Source organism: Lactococcus sp. SK2-659, assembly GCF_020218185.2.
GTDB classification, from domain to species: Bacteria; Bacillota; Bacilli; order Lactobacillales; family Streptococcaceae; genus Lactococcus; species Lactococcus lactis.
In genome coordinates, this window is record NZ_JAIWQZ020000001.1 from 715,811 (window position 1) to 733,832 (window position 18,022).

Genomic DNA, 18,022 nt, shown 5'->3' on the forward strand with positions numbered 1-18,022 from the left:
CAACAGGAATAATTCTAGATGAAGCAAAAAGTATATTTTTAAAAATAGATGGTGAGGTAGAGATGAAAAAGTTACTTTTTATATTTGGGACTAGGCCAGAATTTATTAAAGTTTATCCAGTAATCCAGGAGGCGAAAAGGCAAGGGAATCCAATTGTACTGATTAACACAGGGCAGCACAAAGAAATGCTCAATGAACTTTTAGATGAATTTTCTGTGGAAGTTGATTACGATTTAAAAATCATGGAAAAAAATTCTGGTTTATCAGAAATTGTGGCAGGATCAATCAGCGGTCTTGACCCAATTATTAAAAAGGAACAACCAGATGTCATCTTAGTTCATGGTGATACTGCAGCTACTTTGTCTGGAAGTTTGGTTGCTTATTTTAATCAGATAAAGTTGGCACATATTGAAGCAGGTTTGCGAACTTACAATAAATTTTCACCATTTCCTGAAGAAATGAATCGTCAAATTGTTGGTTTGATGGCTGATTATCATTTTACACCAACGGAAATGACGAAAGAAAATCTTTTAAAAGAAGGAAAGCCAAAAAATCAGGTTTTTGTAGTTGGAAACAGTGCTATAGATATGTTTCAGTATACTTTAAAGGATGATTATACAAATGAAGCTTTATCATGGCAAGCTGACAAGAAAATGGTTTTAGTGACAGCTCACCGTCGTGAAAATTTGAGTGATTTAGAAGAAATTTTTGATGGAATTGCAGAGATTGCTGATGAATTTAAAGAAACACATAAAATCATTTATCCAATTCATATGAATCCAATCATTCGTGAAAAAGCGCAAAAATTACTGGAACATAGTAATATTAAAATCATTGACCCGCTGGATACAATTAACTTTCATAATGTGATGCGTCATGCCGAGTTGATTTTAACTGACTCTGGTGGAATTCAAGAAGAAGCGGCTTTCTTAGGAATTCCAGTGCTTGTTTTACGTGATACAACTGAAAGACCCGAAGGTGTACTGGCTGGTACTTTAAAGCTTGTGGGGACTTCAAAAGAAAATATTGTTAATGAGACTCGGACTTTACTGACAGACAAGACTAAATATGAAAGGATGTCAGGAAGTAAGAATCCTTATGGTGATGGAACGACTTCCTTACAGATTATTAATATTCTAAATGAAAAATAAAAAAATTAATTTAAAGTCTTTCCAGTCTGTCTGTCTCATTTTTATCTTCCTTTTTAATTTTGAGTTTATTTTCCGCTTATCAAATTTTACTTCTAGAGAAAAATTCTTTACCATTCTCTTTTTTGTGGCTCCTTTGATGCTTAGCTCATTTTTTATCATTACGGATAGCGAAAAAATTCCGAATTCAGTTAGAAATTTGAGTATTCTCGGTGTCTTTGGTTTCCTGATGTATGGTTCCAATCGCTTAATCGTCTCCTTGACTTACCTCATAGGTGGGGAACATGCTGTTCCACAGTTATTTTCCTTCCGATTTTTAATTGCTATCTTCATTTTACTTTGTTGTGCTTTAGCTTATTATGTTTCAACAAAGAAGAGGTTAATTTATAAATTAGCAACATTGATTGCTTCTTTGTGGTTCGTTACATTGCCAATTATAACGATTCAATTCATTATTAAATTCTTGGTTGAACATGAGGGGTTTGATTTCTCGATTGTCAGTAATATGGATATCAGGTATCTGATCGTACCATTTATGCCAATCATGTATTTGAGTTTTTGTAAATTTAGTGGGATTGATGCCAAACAATTAGGAAAGAATATCAAATATACGGTTTATGTGCTCTTAGTTGTCTACATCGTTGCATTAATCGTTTATTCAGGAACTCAAGTAAATATTACCTTTAATTTTGCACAAGAAGGTTTCTTTAATAGCATTGAGCTTAATTATAATGTCTTTTTGGCACATTGGATAGAAGGATTGACTGTATTTTCTCAATTCGTCCTACCAATTATTGCTTTTGCTTTAGTTATTGGATATAAAGGAGAAAAATCAAAGAAAAAGATACTGTCATTAAAACCAATTTATGTATTAATACTGGTTGTTCTAGGAGTTTATGCTTATCTTTTCCTTCTTAATCCACCAACTAATTTTATTCATTTTAATAACAAAATTTTCAATAGTTATTTTGCGCTACAAATTTTTGAAGTTGTTGTGATTATGCTTTTGACAATCTATACAGGTTTGAAAAAATTTATCAGACCAAGAACGAAGATCTTACTATATATTGGTTCAAGCTTGCCTTTCCTCTATTTATATATTGTAAGATATCATTATTGGAAACAAAGCTATTTGGTTTTTGATATTTTTGACCGTATCAATTATATTTTCTTTATTTTTTCAGTTTTCGTATTTCTTTACTTTACGGTAGAAGCCGTTATTTTGTGGTATTCATATAATAAAAGACAAAAGATAACGGCATTAGATTTCAAAGATGAGAAAATAAAAAAACAATTTCATATTTACGTTTTGATTCCGTGTTTGAATGAAGAATTGGTTATTCAAACGACTTTGAAAAGTATTTTGAAAAATAATTATGAGAATTTGGTAGTAACTGTTATTGATGATGCAAGTGATGATCGGAGCTTAGAAAAAATTTCTGAAATTCAAGATTCTCGATTGAATGTTCTAAGACGTATTAAACCTAATGCGCAAAAAGGAAAAGGGACGGCTTTGAATTGGGCTTATTATCAAATTAGTGAGCAAATTCAAGAAGCTGGAATTGCTCCGGAGGATGTTCTTATTGCGATAATTGATGCCGATACAAAACTTGATAACAATTATTTTGAAAAAGTAAATATGGCTTTCAATCATGATGCAAAGCTTACTGGTTTGCAATCCAAGGTTCGTGTTACCAATTTGCTTAAAGATGCTTCACAAGACTTGGAATTTTCTGAAATTATCAATGCGACACAGATGTTTCGGACTTTGACCAATACAGTTGCTTTTGGTGGAAATGGACAGTTCTGTAAATTAAGTACTCTTCAGGCATTGAATGAAGACCCTTGGACAGATTCACTTGTTGAAGATTTTGATTTATCAACTCGTCTCTTTCTGTCAGATATTGAAGTTAAAAATGCTCAATTCGATGATATTTACATTGAACAAACAGGGATTATCAATGATAATGAGGCTTTGGTTAAACAACGAGTGCGGTGGGCACAGGGAAATATTCAATCTTCAAAATATATTTTGCCGACGATTCGGTCAAAAAAATTGCAGAATAAACAGAAGTTTGAATTATTGATGACCTTACTGAAACCTTGGCTAATGGGAATTGAATATATTATTGTAATTTATACACTGATTATGATTGTTAATTCTGCTATCTTATCAGGGATTACTCAATCACTTAAAATTGTTGTTTTGCTTTTTATCGTGATGTCAATTTATATTATCTTTGTGAATTTTGTATGGGCTATTCTTTATAACAAAGGAAAATCTCAAGAAAAAACAAGGGTGTGGGATGTAGTGAAAGATACTGTTAATCTGACGAAATTTCTACTTATTTTAACTCAAATTTATCCGCAGTCAGCCATTCGATATTTCAACTCTAAAAATGATTGGGTAAAAACTAATCGGCAAGAAGAAAGTGTTGACCCTCATATTGATGAGCATAAAAAATAAGAAAAACCTGCCTTTTGGGCTAGGTTTTTTCTTTTGTAGATTTGCGAAATTAGTTTTTTTAGTTTAAATATGTTAAAGTAGTTGTAGTTTTAAAAATAAATCAATCACACAATGGGTACTGGTAAAACTAAAATTACCGGTTGAGAAAGACCATCAGACTTGAACAGGTTAAGACCTGCGTAAGAATGTGTCCGAGTTTTAATTGTATTTTCTTTATGAAAATCTTTTAGCTTACTTTCTTATCATACTAGAGCCCTCCTTGTGTTAATAAAGGAGTTTTTTGATGTCAATTTTAGAAAAGATTCAAGAAAAACAACCACTTATCTTAAATTTAGCGAATTTTGTAACTCCACAAAGAGTTGCGGATGCGATTAGTTTTGCTGGTGGTTCACCATTAATGACTGCGGAAATTTCAGAAAGTGAAACTTTAGTTGAAATTGCAGATGCTGTAATGGTTAATATTGGTACCATTTCAGAAAAGGATTATCCGCTTTTTTTGACTATTTGTCAGTTAGCAAATCAAAAGCACAAACCTTTAATTTTGGACCCAGTTGCTGTCAATGTCCCTTTTAGAGCAAATTTTGTCAAAAGATTAATGCAAGAGGTAAAATTTGATATCATTCGTGGGAATTCAGCGGAAATTGCTTGGTTTGCTGATAAAGAAAGCTTGAACAAAGGAATTGATGCACTTGAGTCAAATTTAGAAGTTGAGCACGCGCGAGTTGCTGCTCAAAAAACAGGGGCAGTCATTATTCAAACTGGAAAAGTTGATGTTATTTCTAATGGGTTCGAGGAATTATTTGTTGAAACTGATAGTCCACTTTTTAAAATTAATGTTGGCTGTGGGGACATGCTGTCAGCAATTGTTGGAACTTTTGCGGCTGTATCTGATGATTTATTTAAGGCGGCTCATGAAGCGACAGAATTCTTCGGTGAATCTGGTGTGCAAGCTACTGAGCAAGTAGAAAATCTACCAGGAAATTTTGTGAATCGTCTTCTTGATAAAATTTATCAAGCAACGCAAGAGGTTATATAAGGGAGAAAAAGAAATGATTGATGTTTCTCAAGTTGTGACAATCGCTGGAATTGATTCTTCTGGTGGGGCTGGTATTAATGCCGACCTGAAAACTTTTCATTATCAAAAAGTATATTCGGCAACGATTGTGACAGGGTTGACAGCGCAAAATACCTATGGGGTACAAGAAATTTTACCGACAAATAAAGCTTTTATTTTGGCTCAATTTGACTCTGTATTTTCTGATTTGGAAATTTCGGCAGCTAAAACGGGGGCACTTTTTGATACTGCTCAAGTTGAAGCGGTAATTCAAGGCTTGAAAAAATATAAACCGAAGCATTTGCTGGTTGATCCGGTAATGGTGGCTAAAGGCGGGGCAATTCTTTTGACAAGAGAAGCCATTGATTTGATAAAAAATGAATTGTTACCTTTAGCAGAATTGGTCACTCCCAATTTGGAAGAGGCAGAGGTTATGTGTGGCTATAAAATTACTGACGAAAAGGAAATTTTAAAAGCCCTTCATGATATTCAAAAGTTAGGTGCTAAAAATGTGCTGATTAAAGGGGGACATGGTAATGGAGAACTGGTCAGAGATTATTTATTGATGACAGATGGTTCTGTTAGTACTTATGACTTTAAAAGATTACTGACAGAAAGAACACACGGAACCGGAGATACACTTTCTTCTTATATTACAGCTCATTTAGCTTTAGGAGAAGATTTAAAAGAAGTGATGCCAAAAGCTAAATTGTTTATTAATGAAGCTATTTCACAAACAATTAATGTTGGTCACGGTCATGGACCGTTAAACCATTGGGTGACAATTAATGAAAAATAAAATTTTAGACCTGAGGGCGTATTTTATTGCTGGCCCACAAGATTTTCCAAAACTTTCAATTGATGATGCAGTCGATAAAATTTCTGTAATCATAAAAAGTGGGGTAACGGTTTATCAATTTCGTGATAAGGGAACAATTTATAAAAATAATAATCAACGATTAGAAGTAGCAAAAAGACTACAAGGAGTAGCTCAGAAAGCGGCTGTTTCTTTTATTGTGAATGATGATGTTGAATTAGCGCGTGAATTGTCAGCTGACGGGATTCATGTCGGACAAGACGATGATTCTGTCAGTAAAATTCGCGAGCTGATTGGCCAAGAAATGTGGGTAGGACTTTCTGTCAGTAATGATATGGAATTAGAAAGCGCTCAAAAGAGTGGGGCTGACTATTTGGGAATTGGTCCAATTTATCCAACAAATAGCAAGTCCGACGCAGCAGAACCAATTGGGATTGACCATTTAAGAAAAATGCTTGAGCATAATCAATTACCAACTGTTGGAATTGGTGGAATTACTGAAAATTCACTGACAGAGCTTTCAAAAATTGGTCTGGGTGGAGTTGCGGTAATTTCTTTGCTGACAGAATCCGAAAATTACAAAAATATGGTTCAAAAAATTAAGCAAAATATTAGATGAAAAAGATGTTGTACCCTTAAAAATACAACAAAACAAAATGATTCCGTTTTCTTTTTATTATATAAATTAAACTTACACAAATGTAAGTTTTTTTTCTTTAATAAATGTTATAATCAGAGTCATAAATGATATGAGATTAACTGAGTATTCTAAAACCTCTTATTGATTTATATTTAAAAGGAGTTCCAATGGACAAGAAAAAAGAAATTCGTCTATTTTTGGCTAAAACAGTATTTTACTTTATAATTATTTTAATTCTGCTCTATCTTTATTCCTACAGTCATACTGGCGGAGCGCACTTTATCTATAACGAATTTTAGAGAGAATTATTGAAGGAATTAATTATGAAATTATTAGAACAAATTTTTGAAATTGCAAAAAATGAACCAGACCTCATCGTACTTGCCGAGCGTGAGCAGAAATTTACCTATCGTCAATTATTTGCCGCGGTTTCACATATCTCAGAACAAATCAATGACCGCAATTTAAATCAGCGTCCAATCTTGATTTTCGGTAAAAACGATTTTATCACTTTAGCGGCCATGCTTGCGACAAATTTAACTGGTCACGCTTATATTCCTGTTGATGCTCACACACCATTTGAGCGGACAGAAATGATTAAATCAGCGGCAAAACCAGCGGCGGTACTCACTACAGTTGAGCTGTCAGCAGATTTTGAAGCACTTTTTACTGACAGAATTTCTCTTGAACTTACTGACCAGATTTTGACTGACAAACTTCCAGCACTTGATTTTTCTAAATCTGTTTCTGGAAATGACAGCAATTATATTATTTATACTTCTGGAACAACAGGAGTACCAAAAGGTGTTGAAGTCAGTCATGATAATCTTGTGACTTTCACCAATTGGATGAACAATGATTTTATGAAAATTGAAAATAATCAAATCTTGTCACAAGCCCTTTACAGCTTTGATTTATCAATTTTCAGCTTGTATCCAAGTCTTACAACTGGCGGAACATTAATTTCACTCTCACGTGACGAAACAACCAACTTCAAATTACTTTTTGAGCGTTTGAACAAAACGGTCATTAATACTTGGATTTCAACACCATCATTTGTTGATATTTGCTTATTGGACCCTTCGTTCACTGAGAAAGAACACCCTCAATTAGTTCAATTTATTTTCTGCGGTGAAGAATTAACAAAGAAAACAGCAGAAAAATTACTGACAGCTTTTCCGTCAGCAAATATATATAATACCTATGGTCCAACAGAAGCAACAGGAGCCATTTCGTCAGTAAAAATTACGAAAGAATTACTGACAGAAAATGATCGTGTCCCAATTGGTTTTGCCAAACCAGGTGTTGACTTAAAAATTATGGATAAAGAAATCATCATTGTTGGTGATTCGGTAGCCAAAGGTTACTTTGAAAATCCAGAAAAAACTGAGCAAGCCTTTTTCACAGTGGACGGAAAACCCGCTTATCATACAGGAGATGCCGGTTCAATTTCCGCTGACGGAATGCTTCGTTACCAAGGACGAATTGATTTTCAAGTTAAATTTAACGGATTCCGTATTGAACTTCAAGATATTGAAGCCAATATTCAAAACTTAAAAGAGATTGAAAAAGCAGTAGTCTTACCGAAAACGAATGACCAGCATAAAGTCACCGCATTAATCGCTTATTTAGAAACAGAAAAAACATTTGAAGACCGTGCAGCCGAACGCGCCTTCACAAAAGAACTCAAAGCTGAACTTTCAAAAACAATTATGGATTACATGATGCCAACTAAGTTTGTTTATCTTAAAAAGTTCCCATTGAATCAAAATGGCAAAGTTGACCGCAAGGTACTCGCCCAAAAAGAGCGAGGTGACAACTAGTGCAACCCTATTCAACACCCTTTTACTTCGTGATTTTAGGACTTGCTTTAATTCCTATCGTTATTGCCCAGCTTCTGGGTAAAAAACTCATGTGGTATCAAGTCCTATTGACCATCGCTTTTCTTTGGCTGACATTTTCAGGAACAGTGACAATTTGGGCATTAATCGGCTTCGGAGTCTTCCAGACTATCATTGTAAAATTCTATGAGTGGTATCGAGTAAAACAAAACAAGAATCAGAGTTTCGTTTTCTACCTCATCATTCTGCTCTCTATTTTGCCATTAGTGATTGTCAAAGTGCATCCTCTGTTCAATCCAGGACCTGGACCAGGTTCAATTCTTGGATTCTTAGGAATCTCTTACATCAGTTTTAAGACAGTAGCCATGATTATGGAAATACGAGACGGACTTATTAAAGCCGTTCCTCTTAAAGAATTTCTATATTTTCTCTATTTCTATCCAACGATTTCATCAGGACCAATTGACCGCTTCCGACGTTTTGTTAAAGAACTAAAAGCGCCAGTTGTCACTGAGAAATACCTTGATTTATTAAATAAAGGAGTCTTTAGAATTTTCCAAGGTTTCCTTTATAAATTCATCATCGGATACTTGATTGACCAATATTGGCTACATGGCATTGCAATCTCTGCAACGATACACCCAAGCTTCTTGAATGTTTCATCATCAATGTATGCTTACGGACTCTATCTATTCTTTGATTTTGCTGGCTACTCGCTCTTTGCCATTGGTGTCAGCAATTTAATGGGATATGACCTCCCACACAACTTTAACAAACCCTTCTTAGCAAAAAATATTCATGATTTTTGGCAAAGATGGCACATGACCTTGAGCTTTTGGTTCCGTGACTTTGTATTCATGAGATTAGTGAAAACATTCATGGTTAAAAAATGGTCGAAAAATATGGTAACCATCTCAAATATTGGTTACCTCGCAAATATGTTACTCATGGGATTCTGGCATGGTTTAACTTGGTATTACATCCTTTATGGTTTCTACCACGCTATGTTAATGATTGGGTATGACGCATGGAAACGTCTGAAGAAACGTAAAAACTGGAAAATTCCAGATAATAAATGGACAAGTGCTATAAGTATTTTCATTACATTTAATCTAGTATTTATCAGTTTCCTTATTTTCTCAGGAATACCAAATCACATCATTATGCACTGCATAGATCCACATTTCCCACTTCCTAACTTCTAAAAGTGGTTAGGCATATCATAAAAAAACATTAGGAGAAACAAAAATGAAAGAACAAATTTTTGATATTATCGAAACCGTATCAGGCACAGACGAATTCCGTGAAGACTTAGACATGGATTTATTTGAAGAAGGAATTCTTGATTCAATGAGAGCCATCATGCTCATTGTTGAATTAGAAGGCGCTTTTGATATCAGTCTTCCACCATCAGAAATGGACCGTGAAGATTGGAATACAGCAAATAAAATAGCAGCACGCGTTCAGGAAAAAAAGGATGAAAATTAAAATTTTTAGAGCCATTGGCCCATTAATTGCAGCTTTAGCCCTTGTTGGCTTACTGATATTTCTCCCAATAAATGTTGGAATGAAATACTCAAAAGACCAACTTGTTAAATTTGCTCAATCACCCCTAAATACTCCAAGCTTTACAGGCTATTCAATTAAAAAACAAGCCTATTCAGACCCCGAGTTTTTACCAGTTCTTGGTTCATCAGAAATGGAACATGTGGATTCTTTTCACCCAAGTGCCTATTTCAAAAAATACAATTCTGGTTTTACGCCATTCTTAGTAGGACAACCAGGAACGACTACTTTAACCCACTTTTTCTATATGAACTCTGTGGCAAATGAGTTAAAAAATCGTAAAATTGTTTTTGTCATTAGTCCACAATGGTTTTCAAAACAAGGAATTGTTGAAAGTGAATTGAAAAACTTTGTATCCAAAGGTGAGATTTACGGTTGGTTAAAAGAAGCAGACCCTAAAGCAAATACCACCACCCAACTTGCAAAACATTTATTAAGATTTAGATCGCTTAAATCTGAAGAGACGATTTATAATTCTCTAGAACGTCTAGCAGATAAAAAACCACTTACCACTCTACAAAAAATGACTGTGGCGACCAATCTTCAATTTTGGCGAAAAGAAGATTTACTCTTCTCAAGTGTTTCACAATTCACAGCACAACCTCTTGGACTTACACCAAAAATTAATAAGTTTGCTAAAGAATTACCCAATGATCCAACCTCTGAAAACTTAGAAAAATTGGCAGTTGACCAAGGAAAAGATAGTTCAAATAACAATCCTTTCCAAATCAATAACCAAGTTTGGGATAGGAAAATAAAATCTAAATACAAACATCTTGAAAATTTTAAAAAGCATGTTACCTATTTAGAAAGTCCAGAGTATCAGGATTTTCAACAGCTTTTAAATGTGTTTGCCAAAAATAATAATGATGTTTTATTTGTTATTCAACCAGTAAATGGCTCATGGTCATCTTACACTGGAGTGTCAAAAGCAACACTCGAAAACTTCAGCTCTAAAATTAAAACACAATTGCGCAGCCAAGGCTTTTATCAAATTGCTGACTTAACAGATATGTATAACACACCTTATGCCTCTGGTGATACTGTCCACTTTGGTACTAAAGGTTGGCTAGCTACAGACAAAGCGATTGAAAAATTCATGAAGACACCAAGTAAGGTCAACTATCATATTGATAATTCGTTATTTTTATCAAAAGATTGGGCAATGAATGGTGCAACAGAGTCTATCATAAATTAAATAATAAAAAAAGATTGACAAAAATAGAAAGAACAGTTATAATTATTTTGGTTATGCCATAAGCATAGCCGTCGGTAGGTGAGGCTACCGCAGGGATACGGGTTGCTGCCGCAGAGTCGTGGAGACACGATGAGAGGGCCAACAGTTCACGTCGAAAAACAAGGCGTGAAATAGTGCAACAACATCGCCCTGCGGAGCTAAAGCTTGAACGATAGCTTGTAACTGATTCGCTCTATAATAGTGATATCTTTTTTTGGAATTATTCCCTTGCCTACGTTCAAGTTTTGTAGGCAAGGTTTTTTGTATTTAAAAAAGGAGGTGAAAAACGGAAATGGAATCCCAGACCATTAATAGTCCCGAGCCTGATAGGCCGCAGATAATTAACGTGATAAGAGCAACTTTCCGTTTTTATCACCTTCTTTAAAGTGCCTAACGTTTGGGACTGTACACACAAAAATATTATAGAATATGAGGTACAGACCAATGAAAAAAATTAGAAAAACACTCGAAAACACAAAAAGAGCTACAACATTTGTAGATAACAATGAAATAAATGCAAGATTAGAATTTGCAAAAACTTCTACAAAAGAGGAGCTATTTCAAAAATTTAAAACATCAAATAAAGGATTAAGTGAAGAACAAGTAGAAATCTCTCGTGAACAATATGGAGATAATACGATTACGCGTGGTAAAAAAACTTCACTTATTAAACGGCTTTATCAAGCGTTCATCAATCCTTTTACCATTATATTGTTTGTCTTAGCATTAGTTTCAGCTTTTACGGATATTATCTTAGCAGCTCCTGGTGAGAAAAATCCACAAGGACTCATTATCATTACTACAATGGTTTTAATCTCAGGAATTCTGCGTTTCGTTCAAGAGACAAGAAGTGGAAATGCTGCTGAGAATCTTTTAAAAATGATTACGACGACGACAAATGTTCATCGCTTGGAATCAGGAAGTCAAGAGATTCCTATTGAAGAAGTTCTCGTAGGTGATATTATCCATCTATCAGCTGGAGACATGGTTCCAGCAGATCTTAGGATTATTCAAGCAAAAGACTTGTTTATCAGCCAAGCCTCTTTAACTGGTGAAAGCGAACCAGTAGAAAAACTAGATTTAGCTACTGATGAAAAAGATGATTCAATCACAGAATCAGTAAACCTAGCCTTCATGGGTTCAAATGTCATTTCTGGTAGTGCTTATGGAATTGTAATTGCTACTGGTGATGCGACCATTTTTGGTGAAATGGCAAAAAGTGTAACCGAAGACTCAACTCAAACAACTTTTGAAAAAGGCGTTAACTCAGTTTCATGGGTCCTTATTCGCTTTATGTTAGTTATGGTTCCATTTGTCTTGTTGGTCAATGGTTTCACTAAAGGTGATTGGATGGAAGCCGCACTATTTGCTTTAGCAGTTGCTGTTGGTTTAACACCAGAAATGTTACCAATGATTGTGACAACTTGCCTAGCAAAAGGTGCAGTCACAATGTCAAAAGAAAAAACAATCATCAAGAACCTAAACTCTATTCAAAATCTAGGTTCAATGAATATTCTCTGCACTGATAAAACTGGAACATTAACACAAGATAAAGTAGTATTAATGCGTCATTTAGATATTCATGGGCAAGAAAATATTCGAGTATTAAGACATGGATTTTTGAATAGTTACTACCAAACTGGTTTAAAGAATTTAATGGATTTGGCAATTATCGAAGGAGCTGAAGCCAAGCAAGATAAAAATCCTGAACTGGGTGGTCTAAGTAGTAAATATACAAAAGTTGATGAAATTCCTTTTGATTTTGAAAGACGTCGGATGAGTGTTGTAGTAAAAAGCAATACTAATGGAGCGACTTCAAAAACGCAAATGATTACTAAAGGTGCAGCTGAAGAAATGTTAGACATCTGTACTTTAGTCGAAGATAAGGGAAATGTTGTTCATTTAACTCCTGAACTCAGAGCATACATTCTGAAAAAAGTTGATGAACTTAACGAAGAAGGAATGCGCGTGATTTTAGTCGCTCAAAAAACAAATCCTTCACCAGTAGATACATTTTCGGTTCAAGATGAATCTGAAATGGTGTTAATGGGTTATCTTGCCTTTCTTGATCCACCCAAAGAATCTACAGCAAAAGCAATCAAAGCACTCAATAAATATGGAGTATCAGTTAAAATCTTGACTGGTGATAACGATAAAGTTACTCGTTCAGTTTGCAAACAAGTAGGACTTCCAGTTGATAAAACTATTTTAGGTTCTGATATCGACCAATTAGATGATAATGAACTAGCAAAGGTTGCCAAGGAAGCTTCTGTTTTTGCTAAGTTATCACCTCAACAAAAAGCCAGAATAGTAACAACACTTAGAAATTCAGGAAATAGTGTCGGCTATATGGGAGATGGTATTAATGACGCAGCAGCAATGAAATCATCTGACGTTGGAATTTCAGTAGATAGTGCTGTAGATATTGCCAAAGAGTCAGCTGATGTAATTTTGTTAGAAAAAGATTTAATGGTTCTTGAAAAAGGAATTATTGAAGGAAGAAAAACCTATGCTAACATGATTAAGTATATAAAAATGACAGCAAGTTCTAACTTTGGTAATATGTTCTCAGTTCTAATCGCTAGTGCATTTTTACCATTTATCCCAATGCTATCTATTCATATTCTCTTACTTAATTTAATCTATGATTTCTCTTGTACCGCTATTCCTTGGGATAATGTCGATGAAGAATATTTAGTTGTTCCAAGAAAATGGGATGCAAGTTCTGTAAGTAAATTCATGTTATGGATTGGACCAACAAGTTCCGTATTCGATATTACAACTTATCTTCTAATGTTCTTTGTGATTTGTCCAGCAACATTTGGACCATTTAGCTCTCTTGTTCCTGGAAGTGCAGCATATATTGGATTTATCGCGCTCTTCCATACTGGTTGGTTTGTTGAATCAATGTGGACTCAAACCTTGGTTATCCATATGATTCGTACTCCTAAAATTCCATTTCTACAAAGTCGTGCTTCGGCTCCACTAACAATCTTAACTTTCATGGGAATCATTGGACTCACAATCATTCCATTCACAAGCTTTGGACATTCAATTGGTTTAATGGCTTTACCAATTAACTTTTTCCCATGGCTAATTTTAACTGTAGTGATGTATATGATGCTTGTCACTATATTTAAAAAAATATTTGTTGCAAAATACGGTGAATTACTTTAAATAAAAAATAAAAGTGGTGATAATTTATCCCACTTTTATTTTACTTTGGTATAGTCTATGCTATAATTAAGTCAAGAAAAGTAAGGTAAAAAAAATGAAAACATCAAAAAATGAACAAGACTATCTAAAGGCTATATATAGCCTAAAAAGTGAAAATAATGGATCTGTTAGTATTAATGCCATTGCTCAAAAATTATCAGTATCATCACCAAGCGCCACTGAAATGATTAAACGATTAGCCAAAAAAGAACTTGTTATTCATAAACCTTATTACGGGGTATCACTTACAGAATTAGGAAAGCACGAAGCACGATTTATTTTAAAAAGTCATCGAGTTTGGGAAACTTTTCTTTTTGAAAAGGTTGGGTATACAATGGAGGAAGTCCACGATGAAGCTGAAAATTTAGAACATGCTTCATCACCAAGGTTGATTGAATCTCTGTATGTCCTGATGGGCTATCCAGCAGCTGACCCTCACGGCTCAGAAATTCCTACAGAATCATTTTGGCTGAAAAATGAAGTGGAACTGACTCTTGACGAGACACAAGTTGAGCAAACCTACCATGTTACTGCAATAGAAGAAGAAGGAAAAAACTTTTTCAAAAAATTAGAAATTTCTCTTCCACATCTTATTAAAGTAATCGATATATTAGAAGATAAATCAATAATTATTAAAGAAGATCGAGAAAGCTCAATTGTTATTCCACCATTTTTACAGGATAAAATTCACTTAATGCAAAGAAGATAATGAAATACAAAAAGTCCAAGAAATTTACTTGGACTTTTATTATTTTCTGATTGACCTATAGTTTTAAACTATAGGTCATCATACTAAAAATGTATTATTAAAGTTTTATTAAATTTGATAAGATAGACCTATTAAAAATTGGAGACTATGACTATGAAAAAATCAATTATTGCTTTCCCACGTATCGGTTCAAACCGTGAATTAAAATTTGCTCTTGAAAAATATTTTCGTAAAGAAATTACAGAAAAAGAATTACAAACAGTAGCCAAAAAAATTCGGTTGGAAAATTGGAAAAGTCAAAAAGAAGCTGGAATTGACTCACCAATTTCCAATGACTTTTCTTTCTATGACCAAACCTTAGACCTATCAATTGCTCTTGGTGCAATTCCAGAGTCTTATAAAAATTTAGAATTAAGTGAACTAGATACCTTATTTGCATTAGCGCGTGGTTTCCAAGATGAACAAAATGACGTAAAAGCAAGACCAATGAAAAAATGGTTTAATACAAACTATCATTATTTAGTTCCAGAAATTAACAAAGATACGACTATTAAAGCAAATTTTTCAAAATTATTAAATGAATATAAGGAAGCAAAATCAGCTGGCTTTGAAACCAGACCAACAATTATTGGCCCATATACATTTTTAGTTTTAGCAGATTACAAGTCAGGAGCCACGAAAGATACAGTATTATCTGATGTTATTGTAGCTTTTCAAACACTACTAAAAGAACTTAATCAACTAGGAGTAGAATGGTTACAGATTGAAGAACCAGCACTTGTTTTAGACCAAACTGAAGAAGAAAAAAATTTATTTGTGAGTATTTATGAAGGACTACTTAAGAATAAAAACAACCTTAAGATACTTCTTCAAACATATTTTGGAGATGTTCGTGATAGCTATAAAGAAATAATAAAGCTTGATTTTGATGGTATTGGTCTTGATTTTATAGAAGGAAGAGATTCTTTAGCTCTTATTCAAAAATACGGTTTTCCCAAAGAGAAAATACTTTTTGCAGGATTAGTAAATGGAAAAAATATTTGGCGTAATAATTATCAAAAGACACTTGAGCTACTAACCGCTTTAGATGAAGTAGCAGATATCGTAATTAATACAAGCTGCTCTTTACAACACGTTCCAGTAACAGTTAAAAACGAAACTAAATTATCAAAAGAAATCCTTAAACACTTTTCATTTGCCACAGAAAAATTAAATGAAATTGATGAAATTTCCGATATTTATTTTAATAAAAACACTTCTTTTTTGAAGAAGAATGTCGAACTTTTTGAAAATGAAAGAGTTCGTGAAAATTCTCTACTTAAGCAAAAACTTGATAAATTAACAGAAAAAGACTTTACTAGACAACCGTCACTAGTCGAAAGACGAGCAAGTCAATCTCAATCGCTTAATTTACCACTTTTACCAAGCACAACAATCGGTTCATTTCCTCAAACGGCAGAAGTGAGAAAAGTTCGGCTACAAAATAAGCGAGGAGAATTAAGTCAAGCAGATTATGACACATTCTTAGAAGAAAAAATAAAAGAATGTCTTAAACTCCAAGAAGATATTGGATTAGACGTTTTAGTCCATGGTGAATTTGAACGAAATGACATGGTAGAGTATTTTGGAGAAAAGTTAGAAGGTTATGTTTTTACTCAAAAAGCATGGGTTCAATCTTATGGGACACGTTGTGTCAAACCTCCAATCGTGTGGGCTGATGTCACTAGACCGGAAGCTATGACCGTCCGTTGGTCAGCCTATGCTCAATCTCAAACATCTAAACCAGTAAAAGGAATGCTGACAGGTCCTGTAACGATTCTAAATTGGTCTTTTCCGCGAGAAGATATTTCGTTAAAAGCAAGTACTTTACAATTGGCATTAGCTGTTCAAGAAGAAGTGCTTGACTTAGAAAAAGCTGGCATTAAGATTATTCAAATTGATGAGGCAGCTTTGAGAGAAAAGTTACCTCTGCGTAAAAGTGATTGGTATAAAGAATATCTAGATTGGGCAATTCCTGCATTTCGTTTAGTTCACTCTAAAGTAAAACCGGAAACGCAAATTCATACGCATATGTGTTATTCTGAATTTGAAGATATAATTCCATCCATTGACGCGATGGATGCTGATGTAATTTCTTTTGAAGCAAGTAGAAGTGAGCTATCAATTATCGATGCATTAAAAGCTCACCATTTTCAAACTTTGGTTGGTCCTGGAGTTTATGATATTCATTCTCCAAGAATACCTAGCGTAAAAGAAATACAAAATCAATTAAAAAAAATATTGGGAAAATTACCAATTGAACAAGTTTGGGTAAATCCTGATTGTGGTCTTAAAACACGTGGTAATGCCGAAACGATTCCTAGTTTAAGACACTTAGTTGAGGCAACTAAGAAGTTAAGAAAGGAAAAGGTTGAATATGACAAGTAATTCCAAAATTCTTTCTTTTGAAGTTTTTCCACCTACAACTCAAATTGGAAGTACCAACTTGGTAAAAACCTTGGATAGCCTAAGAACTCTCTCGCCAGATTTTATCAGTGTAACTTGTAGTAACAATAATTATGATAATATTGGAGATACAACTATAAAGTTTGCTGATTATGTAAACAATACACTAGATATTCCAGCGGTTGCTCATTTACCTGCCGCTTATTTAGATAAAGCTCAAGTGATCGAAATTTTGGAACGGTTAAAAGATAAACATATCAAAAAAATTCTTGCATTAAGAGGTGATATCAGCGACGAACCGATGAAAGATGATTTTAGATTTGCAAGTGATTTGGTTAAGTTTATCAAAGATTATGATGATAGTTTTGAAGTTTTAGGTGCTTGCTACCCCGATATTCATCCCGAATCAGTAAATCGAGTGAGTGATTTTCATTATTTGAAAGAAAAAGTAGATGCTGGTTGTGACAGATTAATCACACAACTATTTTTTGATAATGATAGTTTCTATGATTTTCAAGAACGATGCGCAATTGCTGAGATAAATACTCCAATATTCGCTGGAATAATGCCAGTAATCAATCGAAATCAAATTCTTCGTCTATTAAAAAATTGTAATACGCCATTACCAGAAAAATTCATTAGAATACTCGAAAAATATGAACATAACCCTATCGCTTTAAGGGATGCTGGAATTGCTTACGCCATCGATCAAATCGTTGATTTAGTAACAGAGGATGTTGCTGGAATTCACCTCTATACGATGAATAATGCAAATACAGCACACTCCATCCATGCTTCAATATCCTCTTTATTTACCGTATGATACATAATAAAATTTATGTAAAAAGAAATTTTGAAATAAAATTAAGAAAAAATAGATAA

14 protein-coding genes and 2 riboswitches are annotated in these 18,022 nt (G+C 33.9%); all 14 genes read left to right on the forward strand.

Going from position 1 to position 18,022, the window contains the following annotated elements:
• The first annotated feature begins 62 nt into the window (after positions 1–62).
• The 14 genes from wecB to metF all read left to right on the forward strand — a co-directional run bounded on the left by wecB (position 63) and on the right by metF (position 17,963).
• Positions 63–1,151, forward strand: coding sequence for a non-hydrolyzing UDP-N-acetylglucosamine 2-epimerase (gene wecB, locus LDP15_RS03375; RefSeq protein ID WP_015426493.1), 1,089 nt, complete (start codon positions 63–65; stop codon positions 1,149–1,151).
• Positions 1,141–3,615, forward strand: a complete 2,475-nt coding sequence (locus LDP15_RS03380; protein ID WP_015426492.1) for a glycosyltransferase — start codon at positions 1,141–1,143, stop codon at positions 3,613–3,615. The genes wecB and LDP15_RS03380 overlap by 11 nt, the downstream gene beginning before the upstream one ends.
• A 101-nt stretch (positions 3,616–3,716) precedes the next feature.
• Positions 3,717–3,818, forward strand: a riboswitch (TPP riboswitch).
• 80 nt (positions 3,819–3,898) lie between these two features.
• Positions 3,899–4,651 carry a hydroxyethylthiazole kinase gene (gene thiM / locus LDP15_RS03385; RefSeq protein ID WP_015426491.1) on the forward strand — a complete coding sequence of 251 codons (753 nt, stop codon included), beginning with the start codon at positions 3,899–3,901 and terminating at the stop codon, positions 4,649–4,651.
• A 13-nt stretch (positions 4,652–4,664) separates the two neighbouring features.
• On the forward strand, positions 4,665–5,468 hold the full coding sequence (gene thiD / locus LDP15_RS03390) for a bifunctional hydroxymethylpyrimidine kinase/phosphomethylpyrimidine kinase (protein ID WP_225513454.1): 804 nt from the start codon (positions 4,665–4,667) through the stop codon (positions 5,466–5,468).
• Positions 5,458–6,105, forward strand: coding sequence for a thiamine phosphate synthase (gene thiE, locus LDP15_RS03395; RefSeq protein WP_015426489.1), 648 nt, complete (start codon positions 5,458–5,460; stop codon positions 6,103–6,105). Before thiD ends, thiE begins: the two co-directional genes overlap by 11 nt.
• Positions 6,106–6,293: 188 nt before the next feature.
• Positions 6,294–6,425 carry a teichoic acid D-Ala incorporation-associated protein DltX gene (gene dltX / locus LDP15_RS03400; RefSeq protein ID WP_003130223.1) on the forward strand — a complete coding sequence of 44 codons (132 nt, stop codon included), beginning with the start codon at positions 6,294–6,296 and terminating at the stop codon, positions 6,423–6,425.
• Positions 6,426–6,449: 24 nt separating this feature from the next.
• Positions 6,450–7,949, forward strand: a complete 1,500-nt coding sequence (gene dltA, locus LDP15_RS03405) for a D-alanine--poly(phosphoribitol) ligase subunit DltA (protein WP_015426488.1) — start codon at positions 6,450–6,452, stop codon at positions 7,947–7,949.
• Positions 7,949–9,172: a D-alanyl-lipoteichoic acid biosynthesis protein DltB gene (gene dltB / locus LDP15_RS03410; protein ID WP_015426487.1), complete on the forward strand. Its 1,224-nt coding sequence runs from the start codon at positions 7,949–7,951 to the stop codon at positions 9,170–9,172. Before dltA ends, dltB begins: the two co-directional genes overlap by 1 nt.
• A 43-nt stretch (positions 9,173–9,215) precedes the next feature.
• Positions 9,216–9,455, forward strand: a complete 240-nt coding sequence (gene dltC, locus LDP15_RS03415) for a D-alanine--poly(phosphoribitol) ligase subunit DltC (RefSeq protein WP_003130226.1) — start codon at positions 9,216–9,218, stop codon at positions 9,453–9,455.
• A complete protein-coding gene (gene dltD / locus LDP15_RS03420; protein WP_015426485.1) occupies positions 9,445–10,731 on the forward strand; it encodes a D-alanyl-lipoteichoic acid biosynthesis protein DltD in 1,287 nt (428 codons plus the stop codon). The genes dltC and dltD overlap by 11 nt, the downstream gene beginning before the upstream one ends.
• 63 nt (positions 10,732–10,794) lie before the next feature.
• Positions 10,795–10,955: riboswitch (M-box (ykoK) riboswitch) on the forward strand.
• Positions 10,956–11,214: 259 nt separating this feature from the next.
• Positions 11,215–13,947 carry a magnesium-translocating P-type ATPase gene (gene mgtA / locus LDP15_RS03425; RefSeq protein WP_015426484.1) on the forward strand — a complete coding sequence of 911 codons (2,733 nt, stop codon included), beginning with the start codon at positions 11,215–11,217 and terminating at the stop codon, positions 13,945–13,947.
• 94 nt (positions 13,948–14,041) lie between these two features.
• A complete protein-coding gene (locus tag LDP15_RS03430) occupies positions 14,042–14,695 on the forward strand; it encodes a metal-dependent transcriptional regulator (RefSeq protein WP_015426483.1) in 654 nt (217 codons plus the stop codon).
• 153 nt (positions 14,696–14,848) lie between these two features.
• Positions 14,849–17,122: a 5-methyltetrahydropteroyltriglutamate--homocysteine S-methyltransferase gene (metE, locus tag LDP15_RS03435; protein WP_015426482.1), complete on the forward strand. Its 2,274-nt coding sequence runs from the start codon at positions 14,849–14,851 to the stop codon at positions 17,120–17,122.
• Positions 17,112–17,963, forward strand: a complete 852-nt coding sequence (metF, locus tag LDP15_RS03440; protein WP_015426481.1) for a methylenetetrahydrofolate reductase [NAD(P)H] — start codon at positions 17,112–17,114, stop codon at positions 17,961–17,963. Before metE ends, metF begins: the two co-directional genes overlap by 11 nt.
• Positions 17,964–18,022: the final 59 nt, after the last annotated feature.

What these genes read in the sequence shown, in the direction of transcription:
- thiE (WP_015426489.1), top strand. Translation starts at nt 5,458, where the DNA reads ATGAAAAATAAAATTTTAGACCTGAGGGCGTATTTTATTGCTGGCCCA.
- LDP15_RS03380 (WP_015426492.1), top strand. Translation starts at nt 1,141, where the DNA reads ATGAAAAATAAAAAAATTAATTTAAAGTCTTTCCAGTCTGTCTGTCTC.
- wecB (WP_015426493.1), top strand. Translation starts at nt 63, where the DNA reads ATGAAAAAGTTACTTTTTATATTTGGGACTAGGCCAGAATTTATTAAA.
- dltC (WP_003130226.1), top strand. Translation starts at nt 9,216, where the DNA reads ATGAAAGAACAAATTTTTGATATTATCGAAACCGTATCAGGCACAGAC.
- dltX (WP_003130223.1), top strand. Translation starts at nt 6,294, where the DNA reads ATGGACAAGAAAAAAGAAATTCGTCTATTTTTGGCTAAAACAGTATTT.
- LDP15_RS03430 (WP_015426483.1), top strand. Translation starts at nt 14,042, where the DNA reads ATGAAAACATCAAAAAATGAACAAGACTATCTAAAGGCTATATATAGC.
- metF (WP_015426481.1), top strand. Translation starts at nt 17,112, where the DNA reads ATGACAAGTAATTCCAAAATTCTTTCTTTTGAAGTTTTTCCACCTACA.
- thiD (WP_225513454.1), top strand. Translation starts at nt 4,665, where the DNA reads ATGATTGATGTTTCTCAAGTTGTGACAATCGCTGGAATTGATTCTTCT.
- dltD (WP_015426485.1), top strand. Translation starts at nt 9,445, where the DNA reads ATGAAAATTAAAATTTTTAGAGCCATTGGCCCATTAATTGCAGCTTTA.
- thiM (WP_015426491.1), top strand. Translation starts at nt 3,899, where the DNA reads ATGTCAATTTTAGAAAAGATTCAAGAAAAACAACCACTTATCTTAAAT.
- metE (WP_015426482.1), top strand. Translation starts at nt 14,849, where the DNA reads ATGAAAAAATCAATTATTGCTTTCCCACGTATCGGTTCAAACCGTGAA.
- mgtA (WP_015426484.1), top strand. Translation starts at nt 11,215, where the DNA reads ATGAAAAAAATTAGAAAAACACTCGAAAACACAAAAAGAGCTACAACA.
- dltA (WP_015426488.1), top strand. Translation starts at nt 6,450, where the DNA reads ATGAAATTATTAGAACAAATTTTTGAAATTGCAAAAAATGAACCAGAC.